We start from the raw sequence: 16,625 nt of genomic DNA, 5'->3' as shown, positions 1-16,625 counted from the left end.
GTCGGTGGCCGACATAACGGTTTCATTTCAGGCGGCGTCATCCATTTGCTTTTGCCTGCTCAGTCCAGCCTCGCGCACGATGTCGGCGATCCGAGCGAATTGCGTCGACAGTGGATTGGTCTTTCGCCAGACCATCCCGATCGTCCGGGTGGGGCGGTGGCCGGCAAGCCGTGACACGCAGACCGATGAGGACCGCGTTTCGGTCTCTATGGCCATCTCGGGAATAAGCGTCACGCCTATGCCCGCGCCCACCATCTGCACGAGTGTCGAAAGCGAACTCCCCTCCATCACATCGCGCGTCGACGCAGTCGTGATGTTGCAGACGGACAGGGCCTGATCCCGGAAGCAATGTCCCTCCTCCAGCAGGAGTAGGCGCATCTCGTGAAGTCTCTCCGAAGACGGCACCGGCTTGCCCGCATCCTCCAGGGGCCGTACCAGCACGAATTCCTCGTCAAAGAGCGGGATTTCCTCCAGGGCAGGCTCCGAAATCGGCAGCGCGACGATGGCGATATCCAGTTTCGCCTCCGCCAAGTCCTCGATCAGTCTTTGTGTGATCGCCTCACGCGGCCGCGGATCGAGTCCTGGATACAGTCGTGTCAGCGACTTTATTATGGTTGGCAGCAGATAAGGCGCTACCGTTGGAATGATGCCGAGGCGAAGGCGGCCGGCGAGCGGCCCGTGGGCCGCCCGTCCGAGATCTGCCAGTTCGTCGACAGCGCGCAGGATCGCGCGGGTACGGCCAACGAACTCCTCGCCGAGACCCGTCAGCCGTATGCGGCGCCCGCCTCTTTCCACGAGCGGCGCGCCAAGCAGTTCCTCCAGTTCCCTTATCTGCACGGATAGCGCGGGCTGCGAGATGGCGCAGCTCTCTGCGGCGCGGCCGAAATGGCCGATCCGGGCAAGGGCGTCAAAATAGCGGAGATGTTTCATCGTCAGGCCATTCATAACCTCAGCATATCGCTGCCTTTAGAATATACAATTGGAATTTATGAGGTGGGCTTGTTACTCATTGGCCACTCGGAAGGCACTTGCCGGTGGCGCTGACCCAAGAGGTATGCCCGCGAAGCCCTTCCAGTGTCCGTAGATTGAAGAAAACCCGTTGGAGGACCAAATGGATACGAAGACAACCACGGCCGGCAAGTGTCCGGTCATGCACGGCGGCGCCACGGCTCTCGGCAACTCCGTCATGGAATGGTGGCCCAACGCACTCAACCTCGACATCCTGCACCAGCACGACAGGAAGACCAATCCGCTGGGCAAGGGGTTTAACTATCGCGAAGAGCTCAAGAAGCTGGACGTGGAAGCGCTGAAGGCGGACCTGCGCGCCCTGATGACGGACAGCCAGGAATGGTGGCCGGCTGACTGGGGTAGCTATGTCGGCATGATGGCGCGCGTCACGTGGCACGCGGCCGGCTCCTACCGCGCCGCCGACGGCCGCGGCGGTGCCAACACCGGCAACCAGCGCTTCGCCCCGCTCAATTCCTGGCCGGACAATGTCAACACCGACAAGGGTCGCCGCCTGCTTTGGCCGATCAAGAAGAAATACGGCAACAAGATTTCCTGGGCCGACCTGATCGCGCTTGCCGGCACCATCGCCTACGACGTTGCCGGCCTGAAGACCTTCGGCTTCGCCTTCGGTCGCGAGGACATCTGGGCGCCGGAAAAGGACGTCTACTGGGGTGACGAGAAGCAGTGGCTCGCCCCGAGCGACGGCCGCTACGGCGACGTCTCCAAGCCAGAGACGCTGGAAAACCCGCTTGCTGCCGTGCAGATGGGCCTCATCTACGTCAACCCGGAAGGCGTGAACGGCAAATCCGATCCGCTGGCGACCGCCGCACAGATGCGCGAGACCTTCGCGCGCATGGGCATGGACGATGAGGAAACCGTGGCACTCACCGCCGGCGGTCACACCATCGGCAAGTCCCACGGCAACGGGAACCCTGGTGACCTCAGCCCCGATCCGGAAGCCGCAGGCCCTGAATTCCAGGGCCTCGGATGGATGAACACCAAGGGTCGCGGCATCGGCCGTAACACGGTCGTCTCGGGCATCGAGGGCGCCTGGACCGCCCAGCCGACGAAGTGGGACAACGGCTTCTTCAAGATGCTGTTCAACCATGAATGGACGCTGACGCACAGCCCTGCGGGCGCCTCTCAATGGGCGCCCATCACCATCGCAGAGGAAGACAAGCCAGTCGACGTCGAGGATCCCTCGATCCGCACCATTCCGATGATGACCGATGCGGATATGGCGCTGAAGGTGGACCCGATCTACCGCGAAATCTCGCTTCGCTTCAGGAACGACTTCACGGCCTTTTCGGATGCCTTCGCCCGCGCCTGGTTCAAGCTGACGCACCGCGACATGGGTCCGAAGTCCCGCTATCTCGGCCCTGATGTGCCGGCCGAAGACCTCGTCTGGCAGGATCCGATCCCGGTCGGCCGCAAGGACTACGATATCGGGGGCGTCAAGGCGAAGATCGCGGCATCAGGTCTTTCCATCGCGGATCTGGTTGCCACGGCCTGGGACAGCGCCCGCACCTTCCGCGGTTCGGATTTCCGTGGCGGCGCAAACGGTGCCCGCATCCGCCTTGCCCCGCAGAAGGACTGGGAGGGCAATGAGCCCGCACGTCTGTCCCGTGTTCTTTCCGTTCTCGAACCGATTGCCGCGGCATCGGGTGCCAGCCTTGCCGACGTGATCGTGCTCGCCGGCAACTACGGCGTCGAGCAGGCGGCAAGGGCCGCAGGCTTCGACATCGAAGTGCCCTTCGCCGCAGGGCGTGGCGATGCGACCGCCGAGCAGACGGACGCCGACGGCTTCGCTCCTCTCGAGCCGCTCGCCGATGGCTTCCGCAACTGGCAGAAGAAGGACTATGTGGTGAGCCCGGAAGAGTTGCTGCTCGATCGCGCCCAGCTCATGGGCCTGACCGCGCCCGAGATGACAGCGCTCGTCGGTGGTCTGCGCGTCATCGGCACGAACCATGCAGGCACAGCGCACGGCGTCTTCACGAGCCACGTCGGCGCGTTGACGACAGACTTCTTCGCCACGCTGACAGACATGGGCTATTCCTGGGTTCCGACCGGCAACAACCTGTACGAAATCCGCGACCGCAAGACCGGCGCGACCAAATACACGGCGACCCGCGTCGACCTTGTCTTCGGGTCGAACTCCGTACTTCGCGCCTATGCGGAGGTCTATGCCCAGGATGACAACAGGGAGAAGTTCGTCAAGGACTTCGTTGCGGCCTGGACCAAGGTCATGAATGCGGATCGTTTCGATCTGGCTCCATGATCCCTGGGATCACCCAGTCAACGCCTTCCCCCGTCAAACGGGGGAGGCCCTCGGATCCGCCGTCCCTGGACATCCGCATTCATGCTCGAACGCTAGGAACGGCTTGCCGGTTTCTTCGCAGGCTTCTCGGATTTGGCACTCCGGCCTGACGGCATCTTTCCAGCCGCTTCCCGCGCGTGGGCTTCCGGGCCGGCGACGATCGTGCCAGGTTTGGAACTATCCCGGCGATCGTTTTCTTTCGATTTGTGCGCTTCAGCTTCTTTTTCCATTGTTTCCCTTCCTCCGTTGCAAGACGCAACCTTAACGGCGCCGCCGACGTCTGGTTCCGTGCTATCGCAAAAACGCGGATATTCCTCGTTCGATGCAATTCAAGAGGTCTGCCACGGCTGCCACTGCGAGGGGCAGGGCGTTATAGCGAAACTGGATATCGAGACCATTCGCATCTTGCGAAATTGCAGGACTGCGGAAATCGCCAAACGCCTCGGATCTGGGCGGTGAGCGTCCACCGCGTGCAGGCCGGTGCTTAGTCTGACGGCAACCCGTCCGGGAACCGATCCGGCACGAGGTTCAGCTGGATGCCGTGTTCGAGCCATGCTTTGGCGCCGGCGAGCACAAAAGAGAAACCCTCGGTAGCGTCCACCGCCATCTGCGCGACCTCCTTGGCGGCGCCCCGGAATCCTTTATTGGTAACCTTGGCGAAAATGGTGCTGTCGGGCCCCTCGGTGAAGATCCATTCGATAGGCGTCGGATAGCCGTAACCAGACCACTCGACTAGGATGCGCTGGTTGGGCTCGACCGCCTTGACGTCAGCGTCGACAGAGAAATTGTACCACCTCCAAGTCCATGTGATGCGCCTGCCCCGCTCTAGCCGGCCGCTTCCTTCCGAAAGCCAGAAGCGCGAGGTTATCGAAGGATCGACGAAGGCCTCGAACGCCTCGGCGACTGGCCGGCGGATCAGCATTTCGGCGTTGGCGATGAGCTCATCCTGCAGTTTCATTGCTGTTCTCCGGGCCAGACTCGGTGTGAGCGGCTGTTCGAACAACCCGTCCTGGCAGAAACGGCGGCCATCCTGTTCAGGAAAGGCGCGTGCTTCTGGCCCGCTCCAACCCCAAAAATCAGCGGCTCAAGGCGCCAAGCTAATCTGTTGATACCATTTTGACTTAACTTGCGATTGGCCGACGCGATGGCGTGTCGCCTGTCGCATGAGCGAGGACACGACACTGCGCCAAGCAAGGCTTCAAAACCTCTTGTTTCGCAGGAGCTGCCAGCCACGTGGCGGTTATTGGGAAGCTCCATGAACTTTGGTTCCTTGGTCCCGAGACGTCCTTTTGTTGGAGCGCTGGGCGTCTTTTGTTCCTGGGGCCCGCAGCAACACAGCACCAAAAATGGCCGACGAGACCGAACCGAGCAACACACCAAGTTTCAACTCGTTTTGAAGCGCAATCGCATCAGGGAATGCGAGCAGTCCAACGAACAGAGACATCGTGAATCCGATCCCGCAGAGCATCGCTACCCCATAGACCTGTTTCCAGCTCGCGCCGCTAGGCAGTCGCGCCCAGCCCAGACGGATGACAGCAGCTGACGCCAGAAAAACGCCGAGCTGTTTTCCCGCAAACAAGCCAAGCGCGATGCCAAGCGGAACGGGTTCGGCGAGTGATGAAACCGTCATTCCGTCGAAGGACACCCCGGCGTTTGCGAAACCGAAGAGAGGAACGATCAGGAAGGTGACCCACGGAGCCAACCCATGCTCGGCTTTGTGAAGCGGTGACGACATGTCGTCGGGCTTTGCAGAATTTGAACGCAATGGGATAGTCAAGGCAAGGATTACACCAGCCAGCGTTGCGTGAACACCGGATTGCAGAACAAGGAACCAGAGGACCGCACCCAGAGCGATATAGGGAAACAGGTGCTTCACGTTTGTCCTGTTCAATGCCACGAGTGCGACGGTGACCGCCGCTGCGCCAGCCAGCGCTAGGCCGCTCAACGAGCTTGTATAGAACAAGGCGATGATCACAACGGCTCCAAGATCATCGATAATGGCGAGTGCTGTGAGAAAGACGCGGAGAGATATTGGCACCCGCGGACCAAGAAGCGACAGCACCCCAAGGGCGAACGCGATATCCGTCGCAGCAGGGATTGCCCATCCGTTCGGATGTCCGCCCTCACCTAGGTTGAAGGCAAGATAAATCAATGCCGGACCGACCATGCCGCCGACTGCAGCACTTCCGGGGAGGACGCGGCGCGACCATGTCGATAGTTGTCCGTCAAGTACCTCCCGTTTGATCTCAAGACCGACCATCAGAAAGAAAAACGCCATCAGTCCGTCGTTGATCCAGTGCAGGACAGACAAACCGCCCACGTAGAGGTGCAGTGCCTGTTCATAGGACGAGCCGAACGGCGAATTGGCGACGACCAGCGCAGCTGCAGCGGCGAGCATTAGGATGATGCCGCCGGAGGCGTGGTTGTCGAGAAAGGCACGGAGGGGTGACGCGGGGCGCTTGGCCGCGAGCGCTGAATTAATCATGGATTAAGCAATTCTCAGTTTGAAGGACGGATGTCCTTCACCTGATCACGTTCTATCGATCGAAGGAAATCGATAGCTGTGTTGCCTCTTATAGAGCAAATCTATAAGAGAGGGTATGCCCAGTATCCAACAGCTTCGTTATCTGGTTGCCATTGCCGACACTCTCAACTTTAGTCGGGCTGCCGAGATATGCCATGTCACTCAACCCACCTTGAGCATGCAGCTTCGAGAGCTTGAACTTCGACTCGATGCACATCTGGTCGAGCGTACACGCTCACGCGTCGGCCTTACGCCAACAGGCGAGGAGGTGGTGTGCCGGGCCAGAGAGGTGCTGGCCAAACTCGGGGATATCCGTGAAGTCGCCAGACACGACCAGACTTACGGCCTCCAGGGCACATTACAGATGGGCGTTGTTCAAACTGTTGGAGCCTACATTCTGTCTGTTGCCATGCCGTCAATCAAACAGGATTACCCAGGCCTGCGGATTGTGGTGCGGGAGGACCGCCTTGAGAACCTGCCGAAAAAACTATCTGACGGTGCACATGACGTGCTGCTTCTTCCATGCGGCGTCGATGATTCCGAGTTTTGTTCCGTTCGACTGATTCGAGAACCCCTTCACCTCGTGCTTCCATCCGATCATCCCCTTGCGCAGCAGGAAACGATCGAGCCGGGACAGCTTGCGGGAGAAACTATCCTTTCGATGGAGCACGGCCATAGAATCCACGACCAGATCGCGGCGCTTTGTAGCGATGTGGGCGCGATACATGCGAAAGACTATGCTGGGAACACGCTGGACACGCTGCGCTTGATGGTTGCATGCGGAATGGGGTTGACCCTGCTACCGGCGCTTTATGTTAGGTCCGATGTCATGCGGGAGACGCTGGTGACAGCGCGACCGCTATCGTCTAGGGCACCCTCACGCGACATTCATATGGTTTGGCGCAACTCATCTCCACGACAGGCCAGCTACAACGCGCTAGCGGAATTGATAGCAAAGTGCGTGGCTCCTTGGGCCGTGTCAACGCAGTGAGTTCTGTTCGATCCCAAACTTGGTTCGGATTATCGTCGTGACATCATCTGCAACCGCAATTGGCGGCACTCCTGCCAGACCTTCGTCTGCTTCTGGCCCGAAGAGAAGCCAGCTCCCAAGCCGGTGGGAAGCTGTCGGGGCATCTCGAGGAGAGAGCCTTCCGCCCTTTGCGAGATCAACGGCGCGGGAGACTCTTTTTTGGCGGTAGGCGCCACGATATCGAGGTTGTGCCACTGGATGGGACCGGAGGGATCTGAGGATTCGCCAAAAGTGAGCTGCTCGGTCGCCTCCACCACGAGAACACTTAGGAGGTTCGCTTATCATCACCGCCGATTGTCAGATCGGTCTGCTCTTGGACGCATGACCTAGTTGGCCTGTAGATCGGTAATTTCTGGAGCACATCCGTGTCATCGTGAAGCCGTCGGCCAGAAGCCGCTCGCCACTGGTGTCCTCTGCCCATCGGCACCGATCTCATTCTTCAAGGCAGAGGATTCTCGTCATCTAAACCGGACATCAGGTTAATGCCGAAGCCATTGGAGGAGGGGCGCCGATCCCAAAATCGAGGTCGCTGGATCTCGGGACGGTTCCAAGGGGGACATGATTTGAGTTTGCCCGCGGCTCTATTGTTGTGGCCATTAGTTGCCGCCCTTAAGGCCCTTGGTAGTAGGTCGCATCGTCCTGCAGAAGCTCTGGCTTTGGCAGCACCGCGGTCTGCTTCTTTGTCCCCGGCAGGACCTCGAACCAATTGTCAAATTCGACCATGGTCGACGCGAGCTGGCTAAGAACCTGCGGATTGCCGTCCATCTTTGCCTTCCCGGCAGAGACCTTATCCGACAGCTTCGCCGTGCCGATCATTACATCCTCGAGTTCACCGCGATCGATGGTGATCGTCAGATCGGCATCGTCGGCCTGATAGCCGGCAATGGTTGTCAAAGTGGCATTGTTCATCTCGACAACGAACGTCTCGCCATTGTCTGGCGTCAACAGATTGATCTTGAAGTTCATTCCCTCGGCCTTGCGGCTGTCCATCTGGATACCGAGGTAGTTGAGGAATTGCTCCGTACCGGTGCCGCGCACGAAGTCGGGACTACCTGCCTTGGCCGCCTTCACGGCAATGACGCCGTCTCGCAGTTCTTTCGCGCCAGCCAAGAAGCTATGCCGGAGACTGGGACTCTCGAATTGATAGCCCATTTGCTCGTAGGTGTCGGCGAGCAGATCCTTTGCGTCCTGATTGTTCGGCTCAGCATAGACGAGCTTGTTGAGGATTTCGGTCGCAAGCCGATATTCGCCCTTAGCGTTTAGATCATGACCCTTGGCCATCACCTTGGAAGCGCCGCCCATCATCTCGATGTAGAGTGGTGCGGAATCCTCTGGCGACAACGGAACCAGCGTCGCCGGGTTCAGGTCCCAGAAGCCGAGATAGCGCTGGATGACGGCTCGGCTATTATGCTGGTAGGAGCCGTGATAGCCGCGGGCGTACCACTGCTCCTGCAGGCTCTTCGGCGGTTCGTAGACATTGTGAATCTGGTTTATGGTTACGCCCGTGTTCGCCAGATGCAGGACCTGATTGTTCAGGTTGGCATACATGTCGCGCTCACCGCGCATCACTTCGGTGATCCGTTCTCTCCCCCAACGTGGCCAGCTATGGGATGCAAACATTACATCGGCCTTGCTGCCGAACTCGTAGAGCGCGACGTTGATGTATTGCGACCAAGCCAACGCGTCCCGCACGGGGGCGCCTCGCAATGTCAGGATGTTGTGAAGGCTGCCGACGATGTTCTCGGCAGCCCAGAAGGCCTTGAGGTCCGGAAACCAGGTATTCATCTCCGCCGGCGCTTCGGTCCCCGGCGTGTTTTGGAAAACCATCCTAACCCCGTCGATGGTGAGTTCCTGAATGGGTTTGTCGATGGTGATGGTCGGGGGCAGAATACCGACGTCTCCGCTGGCGACAGCCTTGCCGATTGAGGCGTCGACATGGCCAAAGGGGCTCGGCGGGATGAGGTCGCCATAGGTGTACGTCTTGCGGCGGGTCATGACGTTTCCCGCGTAGAGGTTTTCGGCGATTGCCTCGTTCATAAATCCTTTCGGAGCAATGATCTGGACCTTGCCGGCTGCGAGCGCGGCATCCTCGACGACGCCACGAATACCGCCGAAGTGGTCGCCGTGGGAATGCGAAATGATCACGGCGACGACGGGTCTTTCGCCAAGTTTTTCATTGACGAATTTCAGGGCGGCACGCGCCGTTTCCTTGACCGTCAGGGGATCGATTATGATCCAACCAGTATCGCCCTTTATGAACGATATGTTGGCGAGATCGAAGCCGCGCACCTGATAGATGCCCGGAATGACCTCGAACAGGCCGTATTCCATGTTGAGCAAAGCTTGACGCTGCAGCGACGGGTGAATGCTGTCGAAGTCCTTTCCCTTCAACAGGAACTCCCAGTTGTCCATGTTCCAGGCTACGTCGCCCTTGTCGTTGATGATCTTGCGAAACGATGGAGCAGCAATGAAACCGCGTTCAGCTTCCGCGAAGTCTCGTTTGTCGGCGAAAGGTAGAAGCTGCCGTTGGCGTTGTTGCGCCTCGATCGTGAATTGAGACGGCATCTTTCCCTTCGAACTAAAATGTTGTTGATCCTGTGCAATCGACGCGCCTGCGAGTGACCCGGCAACAATTGCACCAAATGCCCAAAGTCTAAGTAGTCTGCTCACGGCCTTCTCCCTTCGACAGATTGAAGCGCGCGTTAGGCGCCGCCATCAGGACTACGAGCAGGTCGTTAAGCTCCAAGCCGTTCTCGAGCGGCGCCTGCGGGTTTTGGCATAGACCGAATGCGCGGCGAGCTAGTTGTTCGAACCGAGCGAGTTGCTCAGCACGCGCACCCGAACATTGCGCTCGTGCAGTGCCTTGACGATCGAGCAAACCCTCCTTCAACTCGGCGCCCCGTCCACGAAAGAAAGCGGTAACGTCGTCGGCCGCGAGCAGCTCCTGTTGGCAGGCTCCGCGCAGATTGAAGAGATCGGGTCGCTTGATCGGAGCGACGGGCTCTTGCACGTCACTCCGCCTTGTCTTGACAGATTTCGAACCACTTTCAGTGAACAACTTTTAGCAGGGCGGATAGGGGTAATATCCACACTGGTTGTAGTTGTTGTAGTAAGGGTTGGCATAGCCGTAGCCGTAGCGGTAGGGCGCGGTGGCGGCTGCGCCAATGGCGGCCCCCGTTGCAAGCCCGGCGCCGGCATACCAAGCGCCATGATAATCTGGAGCGTGCCAATAGTTGGCGTGGACATCGTTCACATGAACGTCGGCCCCCATTCGATCGCCGCCGGCGAAACCTCCGTGGAAGCCCCCGCCGCCAAAGCCGCCACCACCAAAGTCACGGCCACCACCGCCAAAGCCACCACCACCGCCAAAGCCACCGCCGCCAAAGCCGCCGCGGTCGATGAACAGTGCTGCAGGGCCGGTTCCGCCCGAAAGACTTCCTTCAAGGACCGCCACTTCGAACGTCAGGTTCCCACCCGAGAGCTTTGGCTTCATAATCGTCACTACAGCATCTTCGACCTTCGACCCGTTCCCGCCAAGGACCGAAATCGTGGCATTGGGCGGATCTGTGGAAAAACTGCCCTTACCTTCGTCCCATTGCATGACGAACTGCTCGGTCGAGAGGTGACCGGCCGCACGAACTGGCCGATCGGCGAAGACGATTGAATTCATCGAAACGCCCGTCATTGTGAGTGTGGTTCCCTCCAATTTCGCGCCCGCAGAGTTGAGGACGAAAAGCGACGGAACAGGCCCTGTCGCTTTTACCTGGCCGATCGTTTTGGCAAGCGGAACGTGCGGTGGTGTATTGGCGTCCTGCGCCAAAACCGAGCCGGGGATGAGAAATTGGCTCGTGGCAAGGAATACGGAAAGAAAGACAGCAGTTCTGGGTTTCATAACGACCTCCTGCGTTTCAGGGCAAATTGAAATGCGTATGAGCTGGCGAAGCTGTTCGGTCAGTCCGCGAACACTCGTCTCCAGTCGTTTTTCATGCTGATGACGATCCAGCCGTCCTTGATGGCTTCGTCGTAAAGTTCCTGCGTGAAAGTGCCGACCTTGGTCTCAGGCAAACCATTTGCCGGGCCATAGGCATATTCTCGTTTTGCGTCGTCATGCAGCACGAGAACGGAAAGCCGGGGGCCGTCCCCCGCTTCGGTATATTCGAGCATCTCCTTGTCGCCCGTTGAATTGCCGAAAGCGATGATCGGTTGTTTCCCAATCATCAGATGGATTCCCTCCGGTTTTCCGGCATTGTTGTCATTGAGGAGAAGCTTGGGATCCTTGGTCAGGAAGGGCTTTCCGTCCTTTCCATATCCATAGGTCGTTCCTCCGGCTGTACCCACCACCTGTTCAGGAGGGATCCCGTATGTGCTCTCGGAGTAGACACGCACGAAGTCCTGGCCGCCGCCTGTGACGATGTAGGTCTTAAAGCCATTGTCGCGCAGATAACCAAGAACCTCCTTCATGGGCTGGTAGGTGAGTTCGGTAAAGGGGCGCTTCCATCGCGGATCCTTTGCCGATGCGATCCACTTGCTGACCTCGGCCTCGAACTGGTCCACCGTCATGCCGGTAAGCGTGGCAGCAAGGATCTTTTCGAGATCCGCCATGGGGAGCTTGGCGATCGCTTCCCTGTCGCCGGTCAGCACGGTCTTGAAAGGCTCGATGTCCTTCAACTCCGGTTTTTCCTTCACCAGAGCCGGAACCCGCTCCAGGCAGTATATCACCTGGCTGTACATCGGGTGTTCGACCCAAAGCGTACCATCCTGATCGAAGGTTGCGATCCTTTCTTCGGGCGGCACGAAAGTGGGCTTTGTATTGTCGGTGGTCGCCTGCACGAACTCGACGATTGCCTGCTTGGCCACGTTGTCGTTCCAAGAGGGCAGGGGATCGGATTGAGCTTGGGCCGCAGTGGCCGCGAAGAGCGCATACAGCCAGAGATAAATTACAGTCAGGTGACCCGAACGCATGTCGAACCCTCCATCCGGGATAAAACAAGAATGCGGACGCCCCGAAGAGCGTCCGTTGTGATGTCGCTATCCGACAGCGTTTCAGTCGTGACCTGTCTTCATTTCCTTAACTTGCTGCATGACCTGCTCAAGATTATAACTTGCAGGGTCCTGCAGCGGCGGAAAGTTGATGTAGGTCTCGAGATGCTTCAGCCACAGCTGCTGCCCGATGGGCAGGATGTTCCAGTCATAGACATAGGCCGTCGAAGGCGAGGCGATCGCGCCCCCCATGCCGAAGAGTGTCTTGATCTGCTGACCGACCGAAGTTTCGAACGGATCACGCTTGATGTTGACGACCTGTGTCCAGGAATAGGGCTGCACGCCGGAAATGAAGCCCGCAGGGTCATCGGACACCATCGCGAAATACATCTTCCAGTTTTTGAAGCGGACCGCCGACGGCTCTTTGCCGGAATAGTACAAGAAAGAGTCGCGTGCGGATGGTGCCTTACCTTCCAGGAAGTCGCGCTGATCGATCCCGTCGAGAGTGGTTTTGACAACTTTCGGATACTTGCCCGCTTCGATCTCCTTCTTGAGCCCATCACCTTTCGGGCCGCCAGCAATGTTCACCAATGTCGGCAGCCAATCGAGTGATGCGAAGATCTCGTTCTTGACCGTTCCCGGTTCGATATGGCCCGGCCAGCGCACGACCAGCGGAGCGCGCATGCCACCTTCCCAGGTGCTGAGCTTTCCGCCCTTGAACGGAGTGGTGCCGCCGTCGGGAAAGGTAATCGTCTCGGCACCGTTGTCGGTGGTAAAGACGACGATGGTGTTGTCGAGTTCTCCCATCTCCTCGAGCTTCTTCAGCACGTAGCCGATGTTGTCGTCCATTTGCTTCATACCAGCTTCGTTGACGCCCCAGTCCTTGCCGCCCGGCTCGCCAACCATGTTCAGGTACTTGTCCGGCAGCACGGTGGTGATGTGCATGCGTGCCGGATTGTACCAGACGAAGAAGGGCTTCTTGGTTTTCTCAGGGTCGTTCCTGTCGAGGAAGTCGATGACCTTGCCGGAGATTTCTTCGTCAATCGTCTTGGAGCGCTCCAGTGTCAACGGCCCTTCGTCCTTGCAAGATTGATTCTCAGGGGTTCCGTCGGAGGATGCGCACGCTAGCATGGGACGCGGTGGTGTCAGGCACGTTGTTGTCTTCGGATCGACCGCCGCAGGATTCTCGGTCAGCCCGGGGATTGGCGTATTCCTGCAAGGAGGTGCGATCCCCTGCTCTGTCGGCGTCTTGTTGATGTCGGGGAAGCTCACGCCCTGCATTGCGTCGAGGTGATAGAGATAGCCCCAGAACTCCTGAAAACCATGGGCAGTCGGCAGGGACTCGGTGGTATCCCCGAGATGGTTCTTGCCGAACTCGCCTGTCGAATAGCCGAGATCGTTCAGGAACCGGGCAAGGTGAGGCGTGCCTGCCCGCAGGTAGGACGGGCTTCCGGGAATTTCCGGCAGGACCATGCCGACGCGCACCGGCTGCATGCCGGTGATGAAGGCGGTACGACCAGCCGTGCAGCTTTGCTCGGCATAATAGGTCATAAATTTCGCACCCTCATTGCCGATGCGATCGATGTTGGGCGTTTCGCCGACCATCAGGCCCTGATGATAGATACTGGGTTGCATCCAGCCGATGTCGTCGCCCATGATAAACAGGATGTTGGGCTTGGTTTCCTGCGCCTGCACGATAGCGGTGCCGGCCCAAAGGCTACTCACTGCAGTTAATGCTGCTGCGATGCACGTCGTTCTTATGCGAGGCATTTCACGTCCCTCCCTCAGAGAACCTTGCAAGGTTCATTCACCAGATTTGATGCACAAGAAGAGTTGAATGCGAAGGCGTAGGTGCCGCCATTGCGACACAGTCGAAAGTGTGCAGCGCGACACTGCAAAGCTGCTCTCTAATTCTTAAAACGGCTCAGATCAAACGGGTCTAGTTTGGCCAGGTCTGCATAGCATCAGGTCGAACAGCCTCCACTTAAACATTGCTTGTGGATCCGCCGCCCGTAGCGCCAAAAGATATGCCCATGCATGCGCCGTGAAATCGCTTGGCACACACATGATCATGGTGCAGGAGGTGGGGTATTTCAAGACTTGCATTCTCATTGGAAGCACGCTGCAGTCGAAAAATCTGCACTTTCGATAACTAGACGTTAATGAGTAACACCAACGCCTTACTCAAACATGGGCCCGTGGGCTGCCTTTCTTAATCTCCATCCCGCCCTCTCGATGCTGAAGTCCAGGGTTGCATGATGCCAAAAGCGGCACCTCGGCGGCCCATTTTAGAGCCAGCCGCAGAACCAGGGTTTTGCCGACGCTCCTTTGCGCTCGCAGTCTTGCGTGAACCCTTCAGCCGAAGGGGTCGTTGGATGAGCGCATGATCCATCCGGTTGCCAAAAAGCCATAATTGCTTCACCTAGATCGTGGAGTGACACTCGGCATCAAGAATTGGATCGATCAGAATGCGCATATCATACGTTTTCCTTGGTGCGTTTCTGGCAATCGTACAGTCCGCATTTGCTGAAGTCGCCTCACCGCCTGTTTTGGAGCCGCTTAAGCAACAGGCACAAGCCGCTCAGTTGAGTGCAGAATTTCTCACGCGCTTCAGCTATAAGCCCGTTCCACTCGACGACGCCTTGTCGGCCAGGATCATGGATCGGTTCATCCAATCACTTGATCCAGACCATGCGCTCTTTCTGCAAGCGGACATCGACAGGTTCATGTCGGACCGCAACGAGATCGACGACGCCATCGAACGGAAAAACTTGGACATCCCATTTGCAATCTTCAACGTTTATGCAAAGCGCGTTGTCGACCGAATGAACTTTGCGCGCAACTTGCTTAAGCAGGACTTCGATTTCGGTGCGCAGGAGAACTTTTCCGTGCTGCGCGATAAAGCGCCGTGGCCGCAGTCGGAGGCCGAGAGCAATGAACTTTGGCGCAAACGCGTCAAAAGCGACTGGTTGCGGTTGAAACTGGGTGGCAAGACCGACGCGGCCATTCGCGAAACACTCGACAAGCGATATGCAAACGCTTTGCAGCGAGCTTACAAGTATAAAAGCGATGACGTTTTCCAGTCGTTCATGAACGCCTACACAACGTCGACCGACCCACACACGGACTACTTCGGCGCGACCGCTTCGGCCGATTTCAATATCGCAATGAAACTTTCACTCGTTGGTATCGGTGCGTCACTGCAGGAACGCGACGACTACACGACGATCCGTGAACTCGTGCCTGGCGGACCGGCTCAGTTGTCGGGTAAGCTCTCGGTCGGAGACCGCATTACTGGCGTGGGTCAAGGCAAGAATGGGGCGATAAAAGAAGTGGTTGGCACGCGCCTTGATGAGGTTGTGCAAATGATACGAGGGAAAAAGGGCACCGTCGTGCGCCTGGATATCCTGCCGGCGGATGCCGGAGCCGATGCCACCCATCGGATCATCAGCCTGGTGCGCGATAAAATCAGCCTCGAAAAGCAGGCTGCCCAGAAGGCCGTGCTGTCTGTGAAAGTGGGTGAAGCCACGCGTAAAATCGGGGTGATTACTCTGCCGGCATTCTACGAGGATTTTGAAGCCCGGCGCAAAGGAGACAAGGACTATAGAAGCGCGAGCCGCGATGTCCGAAAGCTTCTCGATGAACTGAAGCAGGAAAAAGTCGACAGCGTTCTCATTGATATGCGCAACAATGGCGGCGGTTCACTGAAGGAGGCGATTGATTTGACCGGCCTATTCATCGGCAGTGGCCCGGTCGTTCAGCAACGCGATAGCGACGGTAAGGTCGCGGTATCAAGCGCTGATTTTCCAGCGCCTGTCTGGACCGGCCCTGTGGGTGTCCTCATCAATCGCGGGTCGGCATCGGCTTCGGAGATTTTCGCAGCGGCAATCCAAGATTACGGTCGGGGCGTTATCGTTGGCGAACCCAGTTTCGGTAAGGGTACCGTTCAAACTGTCGTGAATCTTGACGAGGTGGTTCGCAACAGCAAACCCGAATTCGGTGACCTGAAAGTCACGATTGCGCAGTTTTTCCGGATCAACGGCGGCACGACGCAGTTGCACGGTGTGACGCCTGACATCAGCTTGCCGAGTTTTTCTGATCCGGCTCGCTTTGGCGAGACCAGTTATGACAATGCCCTGCCGTGGGCTCAGATCAAACCTGCGACCTATAAGCCCATCGGCACCATAACGGCGTTGTTGCCGACACTTCAACGCCGCCATGAAGCTCGGGTTGAGAGTAATCCGGATTTCCAACGCCTGTTAGAAGACATTGCGGACGTGGAAGCGCAGCGCAACAAAGGGGTTGTCTCCCTCAATGAAGCCGAACGTCGTAGGGAATTGACGGCTCGAGAAATTCGAATGAAGTCTCGGGCGCAAGCAGGCGATGGCGCAAATACTGGCGAAGATGATGGCCTGCGTGCAAACGAGCGTAGCCTGATTGCTGATATTGCCATTGAGAATGCCCGCAAGAACGCAAAAGACGTTTTGTTGGACGAGGCCGCGGCCATTCTTGCCGATGAGGCGGATTTGCAGGAAGGGGTGGTGAAGGCGGCCACAGGACAATCGGAAAACACGGAAGGAAAATAATCGTACCCGGCCGGCGCAACAGTATGCGCCGCTTGCGATCATGTCTCTGTTCTTCGCGGCGGCATGATTACAGGGGAAGTACGGCGTAGCACGCCATGGTCCAGTCGTAAGCGCGGCATGCTGAACTGGGGTTCAGATCCCTTCACATCAGGCATGACCGCGTTTGGCGGTCCGAAGAGT

The 16,625-nt window shown here is 58.1% G+C and carries 11 protein-coding genes; 3 read left to right on the top strand and 8 right to left on the bottom strand.

Annotated features, from left to right (window positions below):
* Nucleotides 1-27: 27 nt before the first annotated feature.
* The gene (locus J3R84_RS36720) at nt 28-945 is read right to left on the bottom strand and encodes a hydrogen peroxide-inducible genes activator (RefSeq protein ID WP_057216488.1); all 918 of its coding nucleotides are present in this window, start codon (nt 943-945) and stop codon (nt 28-30) included.
* Nucleotides 946-1,111: 166 nt separating this feature from the next.
* Here J3R84_RS36720 and katG point away from each other — a divergent pair, with 166 nt between their 5' ends.
* Nucleotides 1,112-3,286 (top strand): catalase/peroxidase HPI, encoded by a 2,175-nt coding sequence (gene katG, locus J3R84_RS36715; RefSeq protein WP_203528505.1) that lies wholly within the window; start codon nt 1,112-1,114, stop codon nt 3,284-3,286.
* 523 nt (nt 3,287-3,809) lie between these two features.
* Here katG and J3R84_RS36710 read toward each other — a convergent pair.
* Both J3R84_RS36710 and nhaA read right to left on the bottom strand, forming a co-directional pair.
* Nucleotides 3,810-4,283: an SRPBCC family protein gene (locus tag J3R84_RS36710; RefSeq protein ID WP_225906362.1), complete on the bottom strand. Its 474-nt coding sequence runs from the start codon at nt 4,281-4,283 to the stop codon at nt 3,810-3,812.
* Nucleotides 4,284-4,565: 282 nt separating this feature from the next.
* Nucleotides 4,566-5,810, bottom strand: coding sequence for a Na+/H+ antiporter NhaA (gene nhaA, locus J3R84_RS36705; RefSeq protein ID WP_203528503.1), 1,245 nt, complete (start codon nt 5,808-5,810; stop codon nt 4,566-4,568).
* A gap of 115 nt (nt 5,811-5,925) precedes the next feature.
* On the opposite strand from nhaA, the gene J3R84_RS36700 reads away from it, so the two are divergent.
* Nucleotides 5,926-6,840 carry a hydrogen peroxide-inducible genes activator gene (locus J3R84_RS36700; protein ID WP_057216499.1) on the top strand — a complete coding sequence of 305 codons (915 nt, stop codon included), beginning with the start codon at nt 5,926-5,928 and terminating at the stop codon, nt 6,838-6,840.
* 648 nt (nt 6,841-7,488) lie between these two features.
* On the opposite strand, the gene J3R84_RS36695 is transcribed toward J3R84_RS36700, so the two are convergent.
* The 5 genes from J3R84_RS36695 to J3R84_RS36675 form a co-directional block, all read right to left on the bottom strand.
* Nucleotides 7,489-9,549 carry an alkyl/aryl-sulfatase gene (locus J3R84_RS36695; RefSeq protein WP_082557378.1) on the bottom strand — a complete coding sequence of 687 codons (2,061 nt, stop codon included), beginning with the start codon at nt 9,547-9,549 and terminating at the stop codon, nt 7,489-7,491.
* Complete coding sequence (locus tag J3R84_RS36690) at nt 9,533-9,889, bottom strand: hypothetical protein (RefSeq protein ID WP_203528501.1); 357 nt, start codon at nt 9,887-9,889, stop codon at nt 9,533-9,535. Before J3R84_RS36690 ends, J3R84_RS36695 begins: the two co-directional genes overlap by 17 nt.
* A gap of 51 nt (nt 9,890-9,940) precedes the next feature.
* Nucleotides 9,941-10,771 (bottom strand): hypothetical protein, encoded by an 831-nt coding sequence (locus J3R84_RS36685; RefSeq protein ID WP_082557379.1) that lies wholly within the window; start codon nt 10,769-10,771, stop codon nt 9,941-9,943.
* A 59-nt stretch (nt 10,772-10,830) separates the two neighbouring features.
* The gene (locus J3R84_RS36680; RefSeq protein ID WP_057216510.1) at nt 10,831-11,841 is read right to left on the bottom strand and encodes an HAD family hydrolase; all 1,011 of its coding nucleotides are present in this window, start codon (nt 11,839-11,841) and stop codon (nt 10,831-10,833) included.
* Between the two features lie 81 nt (nt 11,842-11,922).
* Nucleotides 11,923-13,629 (bottom strand): arylsulfatase, encoded by a 1,707-nt coding sequence (locus J3R84_RS36675; RefSeq protein WP_057216513.1) that lies wholly within the window; start codon nt 13,627-13,629, stop codon nt 11,923-11,925.
* A gap of 698 nt (nt 13,630-14,327) precedes the next feature.
* Between J3R84_RS36675 and J3R84_RS36670 the strand changes: the two genes are divergently transcribed.
* Nucleotides 14,328-16,445 carry a carboxy terminal-processing peptidase gene (locus tag J3R84_RS36670; protein WP_203528499.1) on the top strand — a complete coding sequence of 706 codons (2,118 nt, stop codon included), beginning with the start codon at nt 14,328-14,330 and terminating at the stop codon, nt 16,443-16,445.
* Nucleotides 16,446-16,625: the final 180 nt, after the last annotated feature.

Origin of the sequence: Ensifer canadensis, assembly GCF_017488845.2 — a bacterium.
Classification (GTDB): domain Bacteria; phylum Pseudomonadota; class Alphaproteobacteria; order Rhizobiales; family Rhizobiaceae; genus Ensifer; species Ensifer canadensis.
This window is presented reverse-complemented; position numbering and strand designations above follow the sequence as displayed.

Coding starts and splice junctions, on each gene's coding strand:
- nhaA (WP_203528503.1), bottom strand. CDS start 5,810: ATGATTAATTCAGCGCTCGCGGCCAAGCGCCCCGCGTCACCCCTCCGT.
- J3R84_RS36685 (WP_082557379.1), bottom strand. CDS start 10,771: ATGAAACCCAGAACTGCTGTCTTTCTTTCCGTATTCCTTGCCACGAGC.
- J3R84_RS36700 (WP_057216499.1), top strand. CDS start 5,926: ATGCCCAGTATCCAACAGCTTCGTTATCTGGTTGCCATTGCCGACACT.
- J3R84_RS36680 (WP_057216510.1), bottom strand. CDS start 11,841: ATGCGTTCGGGTCACCTGACTGTAATTTATCTCTGGCTGTATGCGCTC.
- J3R84_RS36720 (WP_057216488.1), bottom strand. CDS start 945: ATGAATGGCCTGACGATGAAACATCTCCGCTATTTTGACGCCCTTGCC.
- J3R84_RS36675 (WP_057216513.1), bottom strand. CDS start 13,629: ATGCCTCGCATAAGAACGACGTGCATCGCAGCAGCATTAACTGCAGTG.
- J3R84_RS36670 (WP_203528499.1), top strand. CDS start 14,328: ATGCGCATATCATACGTTTTCCTTGGTGCGTTTCTGGCAATCGTACAG.
- katG (WP_203528505.1), top strand. CDS start 1,112: ATGGATACGAAGACAACCACGGCCGGCAAGTGTCCGGTCATGCACGGC.
- J3R84_RS36710 (WP_225906362.1), bottom strand. CDS start 4,283: ATGAAACTGCAGGATGAGCTCATCGCCAACGCCGAAATGCTGATCCGC.